Source organism: Rothia sp. HMSC065C12, from assembly GCF_001812085.1.
Taxonomy (GTDB): Bacteria; Actinomycetota; Actinomycetes; order Actinomycetales; family Micrococcaceae; genus Rothia; species Rothia mucilaginosa.
Genome location: NZ_KV807670.1, coordinates 229582 through 246512, shown reverse-complemented (window position 1 = coordinate 246512; position 16931 = coordinate 229582). Strand labels below are relative to the sequence as shown.

Annotated in this window: 13 protein-coding genes; 1 reads left to right on the top strand and 12 read right to left on the bottom strand. The window is 61.5% G+C overall.

Going from position 1 to position 16931, the window contains the following annotated elements; genetic code table 11:
• The first annotated feature begins 111 nt into the window (after positions 1 to 111).
• Positions 112 to 2058 carry an acyltransferase family protein gene (locus HMPREF2836_RS01195; protein ID WP_070629123.1) on the top strand — a complete coding sequence of 649 codons (1947 nt, stop codon included), beginning with the start codon at positions 112 to 114 and terminating at the stop codon, positions 2056 to 2058.
• A 240-nt stretch (positions 2059 to 2298) separates the two neighbouring features.
• Here the strand turns inward: HMPREF2836_RS01195 and HMPREF2836_RS01190 are convergent, their stop codons facing one another.
• The 12 genes from HMPREF2836_RS01190 to infB all read right to left on the bottom strand — a co-directional run.
• On the bottom strand, positions 2299 to 3630 hold the full coding sequence (locus HMPREF2836_RS01190; protein ID WP_070629121.1) for a M16 family metallopeptidase: 1332 nt from the start codon (positions 3628 to 3630) through the stop codon (positions 2299 to 2301).
• A 200-nt stretch (positions 3631 to 3830) separates the two neighbouring features.
• A complete protein-coding gene (locus HMPREF2836_RS01185) occupies positions 3831 to 6050 on the bottom strand; it encodes a polyribonucleotide nucleotidyltransferase (RefSeq protein WP_005507901.1) in 2220 nt (739 codons plus the stop codon).
• Positions 6051 to 6442: 392 nt separating this feature from the next.
• Entirely contained in the window at positions 6443 to 6712 is a 270-nt protein-coding gene (gene rpsO, locus HMPREF2836_RS01180) for a 30S ribosomal protein S15 (protein WP_005507098.1), read from the bottom strand.
• 283 nt (positions 6713 to 6995) lie between these two features.
• On the bottom strand, positions 6996 to 8405 hold the full coding sequence (locus HMPREF2836_RS01175; protein WP_070629119.1) for an amino acid permease: 1410 nt from the start codon (positions 8403 to 8405) through the stop codon (positions 6996 to 6998).
• 252 nt (positions 8406 to 8657) lie between these two features.
• Positions 8658 to 8996 carry a hypothetical protein gene (locus HMPREF2836_RS01170; RefSeq protein WP_005507096.1) on the bottom strand — a complete coding sequence of 113 codons (339 nt, stop codon included), beginning with the start codon at positions 8994 to 8996 and terminating at the stop codon, positions 8658 to 8660.
• 218 nt (positions 8997 to 9214) lie between these two features.
• The gene (gene mtnN, locus HMPREF2836_RS01165) at positions 9215 to 10108 is read right to left on the bottom strand and encodes a 5'-methylthioadenosine/S-adenosylhomocysteine nucleosidase (RefSeq protein WP_070629118.1); all 894 of its coding nucleotides are present in this window, start codon (positions 10106 to 10108) and stop codon (positions 9215 to 9217) included.
• Positions 10108 to 10566 (bottom strand): S-ribosylhomocysteine lyase, encoded by a 459-nt coding sequence (locus tag HMPREF2836_RS01160; protein ID WP_005507094.1) that lies wholly within the window; start codon positions 10564 to 10566, stop codon positions 10108 to 10110. Before HMPREF2836_RS01160 ends, mtnN begins: the two co-directional genes overlap by 1 nt.
• Positions 10567 to 10806: 240 nt before the next feature.
• Positions 10807 to 11823: a bifunctional riboflavin kinase/FAD synthetase gene (locus HMPREF2836_RS01155; protein WP_005507093.1), complete on the bottom strand. Its 1017-nt coding sequence runs from the start codon at positions 11821 to 11823 to the stop codon at positions 10807 to 10809.
• A 262-nt stretch (positions 11824 to 12085) separates the two neighbouring features.
• The gene (locus HMPREF2836_RS01150) at positions 12086 to 12838 is read right to left on the bottom strand and encodes a DUF4345 domain-containing protein (protein ID WP_070629116.1); all 753 of its coding nucleotides are present in this window, start codon (positions 12836 to 12838) and stop codon (positions 12086 to 12088) included.
• 221 nt (positions 12839 to 13059) lie between these two features.
• Complete coding sequence (gene truB, locus HMPREF2836_RS01145; RefSeq protein ID WP_070616845.1) at positions 13060 to 14157, bottom strand: tRNA pseudouridine(55) synthase TruB; 1098 nt, start codon at positions 14155 to 14157, stop codon at positions 13060 to 13062.
• Positions 14158 to 14598 (bottom strand): 30S ribosome-binding factor RbfA, encoded by a 441-nt coding sequence (rbfA, locus tag HMPREF2836_RS01140; protein WP_005507090.1) that lies wholly within the window; start codon positions 14596 to 14598, stop codon positions 14158 to 14160.
• Positions 14599 to 14771: 173 nt separating this feature from the next.
• Positions 14772 to 16931: translation initiation factor IF-2 (infB, locus tag HMPREF2836_RS01135; RefSeq protein ID WP_246822791.1), on the bottom strand; the 2160-nt coding region annotated here is incomplete at its 5' end.

The window sequence follows — 16931 nt, the reverse complement described above, 5'->3', positions numbered from 1 at the left end:
AGCGAAGTAATCTAACCGTCATACAAGCCGTTTAATACGTTATCTAAAGTTAGCAACCATATAATTAGGAAGTATTTCTATAATTTCCATCCTACGGAGTGCTTTGACAGTATGAAGTCCCTCTTTACCTCCTCCGTGCGTCCAGATGAGGCTAACCGGCGTTATATTCTGCCGGGTCTGGACGGTCTGCGAGCAATCGCTGTGCTCCTCGTGATGGTGTACCATTTCTGGCCCACCGTACTACCCGGCGGCATGATCGGCGTGGATATTTTCTTCGTCATCTCCGGTTTCCTGATTACCTCCCTGCTTCTGCGTGAAGGTGCTCTCACCGGCAAAATTGCCCTGGGCAACTTCTGGATTCGCCGTGCCCGCCGACTACTTCCCGCCATTACCCTGCTGATTCTGGTCATGGGACCGGTCAGCCTGCTCATTGGCGGCGATATTCAGGTGAACCTCGGCCGACAGCTCGCCGGTGCGGCGACCTTCTCGTCCAACTGGATTTCCATTTTTGCCGGTAATGACTACTTCGCGCAGACCTCCCCGGAGCTCTTCACAAACTTCTGGTCCCTGGCAGTGGAAGAACAGTTCTACGTGGTGTGGCCGCTGCTCATTGTTGGCGCCGGCGTGCTGTTGCGCCGTTCGTGGCGTCGCTTCAGCGTGGTTATGGTGCTGGGCATTATTGCGTCACTGAGCGTTGCTACCGCTCTTCTGATGTCCGGCGCACCCATTAGCCGCGTCTACTACGGCACCGATACTCACCTGTACGGCCTGCTGCTCGGCGCCCTGCTGGCGTTTGCGCGCCCCTGGTCGCTGTACCCGCCGCTGCAGCAGTCCGTGCTGTACCGCGTGGCTCAGCCCTTCGGCCTGGTCGCGTTCGCCCGCGTCATGATTAGCTGGCTGTCCCTGTTCGCGCTGATTCCCTACGCAATTCTGGTTCCCGAGTCGGCACCCGGCGCGATTCCCTGGGGTCTGTTCGGCGCCTCCCTGCTGGCGCTGGGCGTGATTCAGGGTATGCTGCCCGACATGCTCGCTGGTGCCTCCGAGATGCTGCGCCGCCTGCTGAACTTCGCGCCCCTGCGCTGGGTGGGCGAACGTTCCTATGGCCTGTACCTGTGGCACTGGCCGCTCGCCGTGGTCATGCACTACCTGATGGGTGCGGACCGCTCCCCGCTGGTAAATGTGGGCGTTTTGGTGGCGACCTTCGCGATTGCGGAGATGTCGTACCGCTGGGTTGAGACCCCGATTCGCCGCTACGGTTTCCGCGGTAGCGCTAACCGTGTGGTGGCGGCTTTCCAGTCTTCACGCACTAGGCTCCTGCCGGTTTCGGTGGCTCTTGCCGTTGTTGTGGCTGCTGCTTCGACCGGCCTGGCGGTGCACACCGCTCCGGCGATGACTACCGCCCAGCAGTCCGTTGAGGACGGCAAGCGTGCCGCCGCTGAACGCCTGAAGGCTCGTCAGGAGGCGCAGGCTGCGAGCGCATCGGCAAGCCCGAGCGCTGCGGGTAAGGACGCGAAGGCTTCGGCAAGCCCCTCGGCATCGAAGGCTGCAACCGGTTCGGTTGACTCTTCGCAGGTGACCATTGTGGGTGACTCCATTGTGGTGGCGGTATCCCCCGAGCTGTACGACAAGATGCCCGAAGCAACTATTGACGCGCAGGAAGCACGCACCATCGCTAAGGCCCTGCCGATTATTAAATCCATGGGTGCCAACGGTCAGATTCGTAAGACCTTCGTGCTATCGGTGACCGCTAACTCGACCATTCTGGACGGTCAGCTCGACGAGGTTCTGGCGGCTATGCCTGCCGATTCTAAGCTGGTGCTGGTCACCGGTTACGGCCCGCGCAACCTGACTTGGATTGACTACTCGAACGGTAAGATTCGTGAGTTTGCGGCTCAGCATTCTGATCGCGTGATTATTGCGGATTGGAACTCTGCGATCCGCCAGGCTCTGCAAACTCAGAGCGGTCTGCTGGCCTCTGACGGCGTTCACCCGGAGGCTGCCGGTCAGGAACTCTACGCCCAGGTGCTGATGGAAGCTATTGCCAAGGCACAGAAGTAGTAGCTCTCAGCAGTAGCTCTCAAAGGTAGCTTTTCGGGTGCTGCCGCTCATGCTGAGCGTCAAGAGTATGGGCGGCAGAGCCCCCGGAAGCACTTCTTGGAGGCATCTCTTTGACTTGGAGGCATCTCTTCGATAGGTGCCGATACATACAAAATGCCCGTTCCCTCCCCCGATTTGGTGGGGTGTGGGAACGGGCGTTTTTATGCCTTATCAGCGTTGTGCGTTAGGGATGTTCAGGGGTTAGCGCACGATGGTGGTGATCATCTGCTGCTGCCCCAGGTACGCCGCCAAGTCGCGAACCTCCTCCAGGGAGACCGCGCGGATCTTCTCCAACAGCTCATCGGTGCTCGTGAACAGTCCAGAGTCCAGCTCGGCGCGACCCAGGCGGGACATGCGCGAGCCCGAATCCTCGCTACCGAGCACGGTGGACCCAGCCAGCTGTCCGCGGACCTTCGTCAGCTCCTCCTCGGTAATACCGGCGGTGGCGAGCTTATCGAACTCGTAGCCCATGACCTCGCGCACTTGCTCGGTCTTAGCGGGCAGGCAGCCCGCGTACATGCCGAAGTAGCCGGCATCCGAGTACGCACCGGAGAACGCGAACGTGCTGTAGGCCAGGCCGCGCTTCTCACGAATCTCCTGGAACAGGCGCGAGGACATGCCCGCACCGAATGCGCTGGTCAGCACGCTCATTGCGTAGCGGCGGTCGTCACCGGCGATAATGCTCGGGCAGCCCATCACAATGTTGGTCTGTTCGAAGCCCTTCTCCACCTCACGCAGCTCACTCAGCGGAGCAATGCCGCTGTCGGTGCGTACGCGACGCGGTGCCGGGGCCACGCCCTCCTGCAGGTTCCAGCCGTAGCGGGTCAGCGCCTCCAGCACGAGGCGGACCATGGTGCTGTGCTCCAGCGAACCTGCGGCAGAAATGACCAGGCGGTCCGGGGTGTAGTAGCGCTTGTAGTGCTCCCACACGGCGTCACGCGGCACCTCGGTAATCTCCTGCGGGGTACCGCCGATGGGGCGGCCCAGCGGGTTCTCACCCATGAGCTGCTCCACGAAGTTCTCGAAAGCAACGTCGGTCGGGTCGTCCTGGTCCATGGCGATCTCTTCGAGGATCACGCCGCGTTCCTGTTCCAGGTGAGCCGGGTCCAGCAGGGCGTTGGTGACCATGTCGGTGATGACGTCCACCGCCATGGGTGCGTCATCGTCGAGCACGCGCGCGTAGTAGCAGGTGTGCTCCTTAGCGGTCAGGGCGTTGGATTCGCCGCCTACCGCGTCGAAGGAGGATGCGATGTCCAGGGCGGTGCGGGTGCCGGTGCCCTTGAACAGCAGGTGCTCCAGGAAGTGGGTGGAGCCGAGCATGCCGGGGGCCTCGTCACGCGAGCCCACACCCACCCAGAAACCGATAGACACGCCGCGGGTACCGGGCATTTTTTCGGTAATCACGCGTACGCCACCAGGCAGGATGGAGCGGCGCACCTCGTTACCGCCTACACCCTCGTAGATGAGGCGGCCGTGCTCGTAGTTGAGCTCTTCGGCGATGGCCTCAAGCTCGACGGGCAGGGAAATAGACATAGAGAGAAGAACCTTTCAACAGGTACGTCTGAAGGTAAGCATTCCCGCCCCACTACCTGTAGGCAGTCCCACAGTTGGTGGGGCGGGTGAGCATCAAAAGATGCAGGGCAAGCACAGCGAAGGGGCGCCCGGCACACCCGGCGGGGAGTGAACCGCACCGGGTGCGCCGAACGCCCCTCATCACTTAGCGGGGGTTACGACTACTCGTCGTCGCCACCCTCAACGACCGGTGCCAGCGAGAGCTTGCCGCGGTCATCAATCTTGGTGATCTCCACCTGGACCTTCTGGCCCACGGAGACAACGTCCTCGGCGTCAACCACGCGCTTGCCGCCGTTGAGCTTACGCATCTCGGAGATGTGCAGCAGGCCGTCCTTACCGGGGGTCAGCGAGATGAACGCACCGAAGTCGGTCACCTTCACCACGGTACCCAGGTAGCGTTCGCCCACCTCGGGAACCTGCGGGTTAGCGATAGCGTTCACTGCCGCACGGGCAGCCTCGGCGGAGGGGCCGTCAGCTGCGCCGATGTACACGGTGCCGTCGTCCTCAATGGAGATGTCTGCGCCGGTGTCTTCCTGGATCTGGTTGATCATCTTACCCTTGGGGCCGATGACCTCACCGATCTTGGCAACCGGGATCTTCACGGAAATAATGCGCGGTGCGAACTCGCTCATCTCATCCGGTGCGTCAATCGCGCTGACGAGCACCTCGAGGATGTGCAGGCGAGCCTCACGTGCCTGGGTCAGTGCGCCAGCGAGCACGGATGCGGGGATACCGTCGAGCTTGGTGTCCAGCTGGATAGCGGTCACGAACTCGGAGGTACCTGCAACCTTGAAGTCCATATCGCCCAGCGCGTCTTCCGCGCCGAGGATGTCAGTCAGGGCTGCGTAGCGGGTCTCGCCGTCAACCTCGTCAGAGACCAGGCCCATTGCGATACCTGCAACGGGTGCGCGCAGCGGCACACCGGCGTTCAGCAGGGACAGGGTCGATGCGCAGACCGAACCCATGGAGGTCGAGCCGTTGGAGCCTAGAGCCTCAGAGACCTGACGGATTGCGTAGGGGAACTCTTCGCGGGAGGGCAGCACCGGGGTGATTGCGCGCTCTGCGAGTGCACCGTGGCCGATTTCGCGGCGCTTGGGCGAACCCACGCGGCCGGTCTCACCGGTGGAGTACGGCGGGAAGTTGTAGTGGTGGATGTAGCGCTTGGACTTGACCGGGTGCAGGGAGTCCAGCTGCTGCTCCATCTTGAGCATGTTCAGGGTGGTGATACCCATGATCTGGGTTTCACCGCGCTCGAAGAGAGCGGAACCGTGAACGCGGGGCAGGATTTCAACCTCAGCGGTGAGCTGGCGGATGTCGGTCAGGCCGCGGCCGTCGATACGAACCTGCTCGGTGAGGATGCGCTGGCGAACCACGTGCTTGGTCAGGGCGGCGAATGCTACGGAGACCTCGTTGGAGCGCTCTTCGAATTCCTTACCTTCGCCGGTGAGAGCTTCCATGAGCTCTTCCTGCAGCTCGGCTGCTGCTGCTTCGCGTTCCTGCTTGCCAGCGATGGAGTAGACCTCTGCCAGGCGGTCTGCTGCGAATGCTTCAACTGCTGCGTCGACGTCTTCGCCGTGGCCGCCGAAGAAGGGCAGTTCCAGGGCGGGCTTGCCTGCGCGAGCCACCAGGTCAGCCTGCGCCTTGCACAGTGCCGCGATGAAGGGCTTAGCTGCTTCCAGGCCCTCCGCGACGATCTCTTCGGTGGGGGCAGTCTGGCCGTCTTCCTTGATGAGCTTCCAGGAGTTGTCGGTTGCTTCTGCCTCAACCATCATGATGGCGACGTCTTCGGTACCGTCAGCCTTGGTGACGATACGACCTGCTACAGCCATGTCGAACACAGCGTTTTCCAGCTGGGAGTACTTGGGGAAGCAGACCCACTGGCCGTCGATCAGTGCCATGCGCACGCCACCGATGGGGCCGTTGAACGGCGCACCGGACAGGGAGGTCGATGCGGATGCAGCGTTGATTGCGAAGGTGTTGTAGATTTCGTCCGGCTCGTAGGTCAGGACGGTCACAACGACCTGAACCTCGTTGCGGATGCCCTTGGTGAAGGCGGGGCGCAGCGGGCGGTCAATCAGGCGTGCAGCCAGGATTGCCTCGGTGCTGGGGCGGCCTTCGCGGCGGAAGTACGATGCGGGAATCTTGCCGCCTGCGTACATGCGCTCTTCCACGTCCACGGTCAGCGGGAAGAAGTCGAAGCCCTCACGGGGAGACTTGCCGATTGCGGTTGCGGAGAGCAGGGTGGTCTCGTCATCGATGGTGACGAGGACGGAGCCAGCAGCCTGCTTTGCGAGGCGGCCGGTTTCAAAGCGCACGTGGCGCTTACCGTGAATGCCGTTGTCGATTTCGACTTCAGCAAACTTGATTTCGGGACCTTCCACGGTTCCTTCTTTCTTCTTGGCAGGCCGTACGGCGCACGAGTCGGCCTTCGATAGGAAACCACGGCACCTCTCCCCCGCCTTTTCGTGTGCTCGACGTGTGTCGGCGCGGTTGTGGGGGTGGTGTTGTTCCGTAATTCGCTACCGAGGACCGCGGCGTGTGTGCCGGTACGGCCTTCTGTTCTTTCTTTCAGGTGGGGCGGTGTCTTCTACCGATTTCTCGCTGTGAATCTAGCGTTGGAATCTACGGATAGAAGATGCGCCCCTCAACGCGGCAGTACGGACGCGCTGGCGCTACCCGCCTCCGAGATGGAGGGTTGGTAGTGCTGACAGCACGTCCGCACACACCGCCTAAAGGCGATTAATCACCACAAAAGCGTCAAGACGCTCCTGTTTTATCGGCGCAGACCCAGGCGCTCGATCAGCGAACGGTAACGCTCGATGTCGACGCTCTTCAGGTAGCCGAGCATGTTGCGGCGACGACCAACGAGGATCATCAGGCCACGACGGGAGTGGTGATCGTGCTTGTGGAACTTCAGGTGCTCGGTCAGGTCGGCGATACGACGAGACAGAACTGCAATCTGAACCTCGGGCGAACCGGTGTCGCCCTCGTGGGTTGCGTATTCCTTGATGATTGCCTGCTTGACAGCGGGATCCAGTGCCACTTTTAACTCCTAGAGTTAGTACCGCATACGTCCCGTACGGACGGTTGCCGCCGGGTGATGGGCTTACGCCCTGTAATACACGTCGTCTACTGCGGACTGCAGACGCGTTCTTCCCATTCTACGCTACCGGGGCGCTTTCGTGGAAGGGTGAGCAGAAGCCCGGCGACAGGTAGCTCATCACACTACCGGTCTCCGGGCTTCACAGCCGGGTTCTCACGCAGGGTTCTCACGCCGAGTCCTCGCACCGGGCTCTACGTTTATTCGGTGTCTGTGCTTCTGCTCCCTATGCTTCTGCTACTTCAGCGCGAGCGCGCACCACCACGAGGCGGTAGTAGCCCAGCAGGAACAGGCACCAGATTGCGCCCATCACCAGCGCCAGCTGGGTGTCGGCGAAGCAGCCAAAGAGCACCACGATAAAGATCATGAACGCCAACGCCAGGTAGCTCAGCCACAGGGGCTGGCGCACCGGCTGCGCTTCGGTATCGGCGCCACTGCGCTTGAACGCGATGTGCGCCAGCAGAATCATGACCCACACGAATACGGTCGCGAAGGTTGCCAGGGAGGCGACCACCTCGAACGCGTTCTCGAAGAGCACGTTCACGATCACGCCGACCGCCATGACCAGCACCATGATGAGGGTGGTCATCCAGGGCGCACCGTTCTTGGTAACCTTCGCAAAGGAAGCCGGCGCCAGGTTCTGCTTCGCCAGGCCGTACATCATGCGGCCGGCACCGTACACGTCCGCGTTCAGCGCAGAGATGGCGGCGGTAATGATGACCACGTTCAGAATTGAAGCAGCAGCCGGAATGCCCAGACCTTCAAAGATCTGCACGAACGGCGAGTTCGCCTTGGTCACCGAGTACCAGGGGTACAGGGACATGATGACCGACAGGGTCAGAATGTAGAAGATGAGGATGCGGAACGGCACCGTGCGAATCGCCTTGGGAATCGAGGTGCGCGGGTCCTTCGCCTCACCGGCGGCAATACCGATGTTCTCAATACCGCCGAACGCAAACATCACCACGGTAAAGCAGGCGAGGAAGCCGGTAAAACCGTTCGCGAAGAAGCCACCCTCAAGAGCCCAGAGGTTCGTGACGGAGGGCGCCACGGAGTCGTGTGCCTGCACACCCACGAAGAGCAGGGCGATACCGCCAACAATCATGGCGATAATGGCGCTGACCTTCACGAGCGTGAACCAGAATTCGGTCTCACCAAACGCATTGACCTTCGCCAGGTTAATAGCGAGCAGAATCAGCAGGACCGAGACAATCCAAATCCAGGAGGGGCTGTTCGGGAACCAGAACTTCATGTACACGGCAAAGGCGGTGACGTCCGCAATGGCGACCAGCGCCATCTCCAGGGCGTAGGTCCAGCCGGTCACAAAACCAGCCCAGCGTCCGAGGTAGCGGGTGGCGTATTCAGAGAACGCTCCGGAGACCGGGTGCGCCAGGGCGAGTTCGCCCATTGCGCGCATCACCATGAACACTGCCGCGCCGCCAATAACGTAGGCAAGCAACACGGAGGGGCCGGCCAGCTGAATGGCGGATGCCGAGCCGTAGAACAGGCCGGTGCCGATGGCGGAGCCGAGGGCGATGAACATGATGTGACGCAGGGAGAGTCCACGCGCTAGCTGCGGGCTCTCGGAAGCTACTGCTCCCTGCTGTACCGGGGATGAGTCCGGAGTGGTATTCATCTTCTTCTTGTCCTTTACCTCGTGGGGTGTACCCGCCGGTGGCGGGGAAACTTATCGGGAGGTGCCGCAGCGTAGCAGGTGGCTGAGAGCGGTACCGGTTGATGCACTCCCCATCGAGTGATGGGGCGTTACGCGGAAGATGTTGCCTTCGCGCGTCGCCCCGTCGCATCCCCACCCAACCGGTACGGTGGGTGGGAATACAAAAGACGGCGGGAAGGCAACGTTGCCTTTCCGCCGTCTTTTCGTCAAAGACTACTTCTGTCGCTTACGTCCAATGACGATAGAGCACAGAGCGGTTGCAGCAGTCACGGTGTAGACTGCAGGCCACGCGCCAAGCTTCTTGGCGAGCGGATGAGCGGCGCCAAAAGCGCCGAGGTAGACAGCGGTGAGGAAGGTGGCACGGCCTGCGCCAGCCTTACGCTTCCAATTCTTGTAAGCCACGGCACCGCACAGTGCCAGGACAGCGCCACCGAGCGGGCGGATGCCGGTGCTAGATGCAACCTTGTAGCCACCGAGCAGACCGGTGACGGAGGCGAGAGTCGGGCAGAACTTCACGACGTACTCCTCTGTGAGATCGGACAGTTTCCACATTCATAGTACTCCACGACACACAGAATGTATATTCACCACGGTTAATATTTCTGCATTTCTTACGGACCGGGTACATCAAAGTGCCTGATCGCTAAAAGACTGGGGTACAAAACCAGTGCAAAAAGACCGGCATAAAAAGACCGGGACGCAAACCCGTCAGGTTCACGCCCCGGCACTTGCCGCATGCGAGCTCACTCCGTGCCGCATGCTCTAGAGCTTTAGAGAGCCAGCTCCAGCGCCTCCAGCTGCGCTTCGGTCCACAGCTCTGCAGCCAGCTGCAGCGCGTAACGAGCCGAACGAGGAGCCACCACGTCCACGGAGAGGTGGAAGTCCTGGTCAGCCTCCGGGCCGCACAAATCAGACACGCAACGCACTCCGATAAACGGAATCTCGTAGTTGTGGCAGACCTGCGCAATAGCGGTGGTCTCCATGTCGGTGCTGATGGCGCCCTCGAACGCCTCGCGGGTGTCCTTTACGTTGTGGGCGGTTACGAAGGAGTTACCCGCCAGCATCTGGCCGCGGCGCACCTCCCACGGGCTCTCAGCCTGCTCACGCACCGGCTCCAGCGCGGCGAGCGCATGCTCCAGAGCGTCCTGCCACTCATCCGCCTGACCGTCGTAGCTTTCGGGCATGCCCGGAACCTGACCGCGCGAGTAACCAAACGCGGTCGCGTCGGCGTCAGTGTAGGTGTAGTTCTCGCCAATCAGCACGTCGCCCACGTTAATGCCACGAGCCAAACCGCCGGCGGTACCTGCGCTAATGACGCCCAGGCAGTTCGAGGAGTAGCTAATCGCCTCGGTGACGGCGCTCGCCGCGTTCACCAGACCAATCTTGGAGCGAACCAGCAGCAGCGGAACCTGGTCCTCGCCCACCTGCAGGTAGCGCGGGTGGAACTGCGCGGCGCCCTCGGTGAAGGAGGGCTGCAGCTCCTCGGTCACCTTCAGGAAGGGTGCGAGCTCCTCGTCCATAGCCACCTGAATGATGATGGCGTTAGACATGCCGTCCATCAGCTCAAACATGCTGTTGAATGCCTCAGCCGGGTCGAAAGCATTCGGGTCAAAGTCCACCGGGTTGAAGGCGGATGCGAAAGCGTCAGGAATCTGTGCGCTCATTATGCCATCACCTGCGCCCACTCATCGCGTGCCGCGAGGAACTCGCGAGCCGCAGCCTGCGCACCTTCGAGGGTGTGGTTGGCGCCCCAACCGCACTGCACCTCGTTCGCTGCCGGAACCTCGGTTGCGTTGAGGATATCGTTGAGGGTTGCTTCCAGGATGGGGAAGAACTCCTCGGGCTCCAGGCCCAGGGTCAGCGCATAGAAACCGGTCTGGCAACCCATCGGGGAGAAGTCAATCAGACGGTCGGTGTGGTTGCGCATGTGCTCGGCGCTCAGGTGCTCGATGGAGTGCACGGTCGGCATTTCCAGGTGCGCGGTGTTCGGCTGGGTGAAGCGGATATCGTACTTGATGAGGGTGTCGCCACCGGGCAGGACCTTGCGGTCTGCGATACGCACGTAGGGTGCTGCTACGGCGCGGTGGTCGAGGTTGAAGGATTCGACGTTCATTTTTTCCATGACTCTATCTTCTCTTAAAACGGGGACGACTAAAACAGGGGTGCCTCACGGAAGGCGCAGGACATCAAGGCGTGCGGCGCGGGTTGTTTCTTCGGAGGCGCTGGCGGCCAGGTGCGAAGAAGGTGCCCGCTTTTGCTCATCCGGTCGGGCACGCAAAAGCCCCGGCGGCAGATCCGAAAATCTTGCCGCCGGGGCTTCAAAGCCGTTAAAGGCAAAAGCTATGAGCGCAGGATGTCGCTCTTAGAAGTGGGGATGCTTCACTTCCGCCTGCACCGGGCACTCCGGCGGGCAGTAGTTCTTCGCGTCCTCAGCCAGCACCTCTCGGGTCTGCACCACGTCATCGTTAATCTGCTCAATCAGCGCCTCAACACCGGTGTACGCCACCATGGGGCGCAGACGCTTCACGAACTCAATCAGCACACGCTGACCGTACAGGTTGAAATCCTCCACGCGCTCTTCCGGGCGGTCAATCACGTGCGCCTCAACCTGGCGGTGCTCAATACCGTCAAAGGTCGGGTTCGTACCCACTGAAATAGCGGAGGGGTGACGGTTACCGGATTCGTCCACGAGCCAGCCGGCGTACACACCGTCTGCGGGAATCAGGCCGCGCGCCTCAAGCTCAAGGTTCGCGGTTGGGAAGCCCAATTCGCGGCCGCGCGCCAGACCGTGCACGACCTCACCAGCCATCATGTGGTGGCGGCCCAGCAGCTCGGTTGCGGCGGGCATATCGCCCTCTAGCAGTAGCTGGCGGATGCGGGTCGAGGAGCAGCGGGTGTTCTCATCCACCATCAGATCCTCAACGACAACCACCTCAAAGCCGTACTTCTCCCCCAGCTCACGCATGGTGTTCAGGTCGCCGGAGTTGTTCTTACCAAAGCGCACGTCGTCACCGATGACCACGAAACGCGCGTTCAGCGCATCCACGAAGGTGGACTTCACGAACTCCTCGGGGGTCTGTGCAGCGAACTCCAGGTTGTAGTTCAGCAGCAGGTAGTCGTTCAGACCCAGCAGGCACATGAAGTAGCGTCGCGAACCCTGACCCATAATGTCGTGGTGGGCCGCCTCGGGACGGTGCACCTGCATCGGGTGCGGGTCAAAAGAGACCGCGATAGAGCTCAAACCGTGCTCTTCAGCAAGGGAGACCACGCGCGAAATCACGCGGGCATGTCCACGGTGCACGCCGTCAAAATTGCCGATGGTCACGACCGAGGGGCCGTAGCCGGCGGGGACCTCGCTCAAAGCGGTGTAGAGGGTCACGGGCTCTCCTGAAAAAGATAAATGTACCTAACCATCCTAGACCACAGGCGGCAGGATGCAGAATTCAAAACGGGAATCAACAGGGAATGGAACGGCACCCCTCGCAGGCGGTGCCTTCTCCCCTACCTTTGCGGATGCGGCGGGGTATCTGACACGCAACTGTGCAGCCTCCGCACCTGGAAAATCCATGCGCAGCACCCGCCCATAAGAAAGCCCGGGCAGGCACCCCACCGTGCGGCAGGAACCTTCCCGGGCGTTACGACTACTTACGAGCCTGGTTACGAGAAGCCTTCAGCATCTCCTCGCGAATCTTATTGGACTTGTTAATCCAGCCGTACCACACCAGCAGGCACGGAGGAATCACAAGCTCAGTCACCATCAGCACGATTAGCGACCAGTGTGGGGTGCCGAAGAACGCCCACGACAGGATACGACCCACGCCGCCCAGGAAAACCACCAGGCAGGAGAACACGAGCATGTTCACCCACTTGAACTTCAGGGCAATGAACACGAAGGACAGGCCCACACCCACATAGGCTGCCGCGAAGAACACGTAGTTCGACTGCACCGAGGGGTTTGCGAAATCCTGAGGCGCATCCGGGATGACGCGGATACCGCCCAGAACCTGCCACACACCGTACGCAATCATGAACAGACCGTACAGCGCCACCGCCGCGCGGAACGCCGCACGGTTCTGAGGCTTAGCCGCCTCCTCAAGGCTCTTGGGGCGGGCAAACGCCTCGCGGGTTGCCTTCTTCTCAGCCTTCTTATCGGCCTTCTGCGACGCCTTATCGCCGGACGCCGGTGCTGCTACGCGAACACCCTCGGGTGCCTTCGCCGCAGAAATGGGCTCAGCGCCCTTAGCACCGGCAACCTTCGCGGCACCGCCCTGAGTAGCAGCTCCGGTCGCAGCAGCCCCGGTTACGGTAGCTTCGGCTTGTGCAGACTCCACGCGGGGTACCGGCGCGGTACGAGGCTCACTCGCCTTCTTAGCAGAGCTCTGGTTCTCGCTCATCTTCTCTCCTTCAGCAGGGCCGGGCGGCACCCGCACGAGTAGTCATGTGTGTTCAGGGGTTGTTTACGTTAGCGTGTTGAATGAATAGGGGGCGCACATTCGGTAGGGCGCATATTCAATAGGCACTGGATCAATCAGGCTTGAGGAATCAGGCTTGAAGGAATCAGGTGTGGGCAGGCGCAAATGCCGAACCCTCTTCGCCCATCATAAGCCCTCAACGCCTAGTTGAAGGAACGATTCGCCTCAAAAACCAGCACCGGGGCGGCCTGCACCTTCCCGCGCTGCTTTTTATTCTCCAGGAGGGCAACCAGGGTACCGTCCGGGGCGAAGCCCGCCACAATACCCTCAACGCTGGCATGCTGCACCGCGCCGGACTCATCCGCGCTCGCGTGCACGGAACGCTTCACCACAGAACCGTCACCGCTGGGGCTAATACGGCGACCGTAAGAAATATCGCTCGCCTCCGCGGCAGAGAGCTCACGCGCACCAAAGATGCGGCGTGCCGCCTCCTCCAGGGGAAGCAGCGGCAAATCTTCCAGCGGTGCCTCGGACTCTTCACGGCGCTGCTTCAACTGCGCCAGATCGGCGGCATCCTCAAGCACCACCGCACCCACACGGGTACGGCGAAGAGCCGTCAGGTGGCCACCGGTGCCCAGAATTTTGCCCAGATCACGCGTCAAGGCACGAATATAGGTGCCCGAAGAGCACGAAACCGTCACCTTGCAGTCAATCACGGGAACCGAGGTTGCCGCGTGTTCGCCCTCGTTCTCGGGGTCCTCAATCACGTACTCGGCAAAACCAGGGTTGATGGAATGCACCGTGAACTCGCTAATCGTCACCGGACGCGCCGCCAACTCAACCTGCTCACCGCTACGCACACGGGCATACGAACGAACACCGTTAATCTTAATAGCGGACACCGCAGAAGGAACCTGCAGAATATCGCCGCTGAGCTGCGCCACAGCCTCCAGGATGCGCGCACGCATCTGCTCAGCGTCCAAACCGGTCAGCGCCTCAACGGCATCCGGATGCGCGGCAGTGTGCTCACCCTCGGCGTCCTCCGTCAGCGTCTCAATGCCCAGGCGAATCGTCGCGTCATAGGTTTTATCCTGACCGACCAGGTAGGTCAGCAGCTTCGTCGCCTTATTGATGCCCAAAATCAGCACGCCGGTCGCGGCGGGATCCAGCGTACCGGCGTGACCAACCCGCCGGGTGCCAGCAATACGACGCATCTGAGAGACTGCGTCGTGGCTACTCATCCCGGCGGGCTTATCAATGACCATCAGGCCGGACGGGCCCTGAGGTTGCTTCTTCGCCACTTAGGCGTCCTCACCCTCGGCAGGCTCGTCCTTCTTGTAGGGGTCAGCCTCACCAGCGTACTCGGCACCCTCAGCTGCAGCAGCCAGGGCGGCGTCGCGCTCGCGAGTCTCACGCAGAAGCGCCTCAATGTGGAAGGCGTTCTCGGGAACCTCGTCAGCGACGAAAGTCAGGGTGGGGGTCAGGCGGGCAGTGATGTTCTTACCCACCTCGGCGCGCAGAATGCCCTTAGCGGATTCCAGCGCCTTCTTAGTGTTTGCGGCGTCCTCTTCGGAGCCGAACACGGTGTAGTACAGGGTTGCGTGCTGCAGGTCGTTGGTCACGCGGGCATCGGTAATGGTCACAAAACCGAGGCGGGGATCCTTAACACGACGCTCCAGCGCCTTCGCCACAATTACCTTGATGCGGTCGGCAAGTCGTGCCGCGCGGGCTGCATCAGCCATGTGTTTCTCCTTGAAATATCGTGGCGCCTTCCGCGAACACTCGGGGTGTTACGGAGGCGTTCCAGGTAATGCGGAAGCGCCCGCCCCGCCAGCGTCCGCCCCGCAGGCTCCAGTTTTAGAAGCCTACGGGTGCGGGAACACTAGCGGGTGACGGGCGCATCAGCGTGTGAGTCTTAGACACGCGGCTTTTCGCGCATCTCCCAAGTCTCGATAATGTCGCCTTCCTTGATGTCGTTGAAGGAGCCGAGGCCAATACCACACTCGAAACCTTCGCGAACCTCGGTAGCGTCGTCCTTGAAACGGCGCAGCGACTCGATGGTGAGGTTGTCTGCCACCACGGAACCGTCGCGCACCAGGCGTGCCTTGGCGTTGCGCTTGATGATGCCGTTCTTGACGATCGAACCTGCGATGTTGCCCCACTTGGAGGAGCGGAAGACCTCGCGGATCTCTGCGGAGCCGAGCTCCACTTCCTCGTACTCGGGCTTGAGCATACCCTTGACGGCCTGCTCAATTTCCTCAATCGCACGGTAGATGACCGAGTAGAACTTCATCTCGACGCCTTCGCGGTCGGCAAGTTCTGCAACGCGCTCTGCCGGGCGGACGTTGAAGCCGATGATGACCGCGTTGTCCACGGTAGCCAGGTTCACGTCGTTCTGGGTAATAGCACCCACACCGCGGTGGATGACGCGCAGCTGAACCTCGTCGCCACCGGCGTCGATCTTCATCAGGGACTCTTCCAGCGCTTCGACAGCACCGGAGACGTCACCCTTAATGATCAGGTTCAGGGTGTCCATCTTGCCCTCAGCCACAGCGGCGTCGAAGGACTCGAGGGTCACGCGCTTACGACGCTTAGCCAGCTGAGCGTTACGATCAGCAGCCTCACGCTTCTCAGCAATCTGACGAGCAGTGCGCTCTTCCTCGGTGGAGAGGAAGGTGTCGCCTGCACGAGGAACGGTGGACAGACCCAGCACCTGAACGGGGCGGGACGGGCCAGCTTCCTTCACAGCCTGACCGTTCTCATCGAACATTGCACGAACGCGACCGTGAGCAACACCGGCAACGATAGCGTCACCGACGTGCAGGGTACCGGACTGAACCAGGACGGTGGAAACCGCACCGCGGCCCTTGTCCAGGTTTGCTTCAATAGCAACGCCGCGTGCTTCCTTGTTCGGGTTAGCGGTCAGTTCGAGCACGTCAGCGGTCAGGGTGACAGCCTCAAGCAGCTCGTCGATGTTGGTGCCGTTGCGAGCGGAGACGTCCACGAACATGGTGTCGCCACCGTACTCTTCGGGGATCAGACCGTACTCGGTGAGCTGGCCGCGGATCTTGTCCGGGGACGCGCCTTCCTTATCGATCTTGTTCACAGCAACCACGATCGGCACGTTAGCTGCCTGTGCGTGGTTCAGTGCCTCAACGGTCTGGGGCATAACGCCGTCATCAGCTGCGACCACGAGGATTGCCACGTCGGTGACCTTCGCACCACGGGCACGCATAGCGGTGAACGCCTCGTGACCGGGGGTATCGATGAAGGTAATCGCGCGGTCTTCACCCTCAACGGTGGTGTGGACCTGGTATGCACCAATGTGCTGGGTAATGCCGCCGGCCTCACCCTCAATGACGTTGGTGTTACGGATAGCGTCCAGCAGGCGGGTCTTACCGTGGTCAACGTGACCCATGACGGTAACAACCGGGGGACGAACCTCCAGGACATCCTCGCCCTCAGCTTCTGCTTCGGCTTCGAGGTTGATGTCGAAGGACTCGAGCAGCTCGCGCTCCTCATCCTCCGGGGAAACGATCTTGATGACGTAGCCCAGTTCGGCACCCAGCAGCTCGAAGGTCTCCTCGTCCAGGGACTGAGTCTGGGTAGCCATCTCACCCAGGTGGAAGAGAACCGTAATCAGCGATGCCGGGTTTGCGCCAATCTTCTCAGCGAAGTCCATGATGGACGCGCCACGGCGCAGACGAATCTCGGTCGAGCCGTCGCCGCGAGGAACAACCACGCCACCGGGTGCCGGTGCGTTCAGCTGCTCCTGCTCATGGCGGCGAGCTGCCTTGGACTTGCGGCCCTTACGCTTGGAGCCGCCGCGACCGAACGCACCCTGTGCATTACCGCGACCGCCGGGGCCGGGACGACCCGGACCGCGGTTGAAGCCGCCGGAACCGCCGCCGCGACGTGCGCCGCCGCCGTTACCGCCACCGTTGTTGGAACCGGACGCGCCGCCACCAACGTTGGAAACCTTGGGCATCATCGAGGGGTTCGGGCGTGCGCCGCCGCCACCAGCCGGACGGGGTGCACCGGGACGTGCGCCACCTGCGGGGCGGGGACCGCCGTT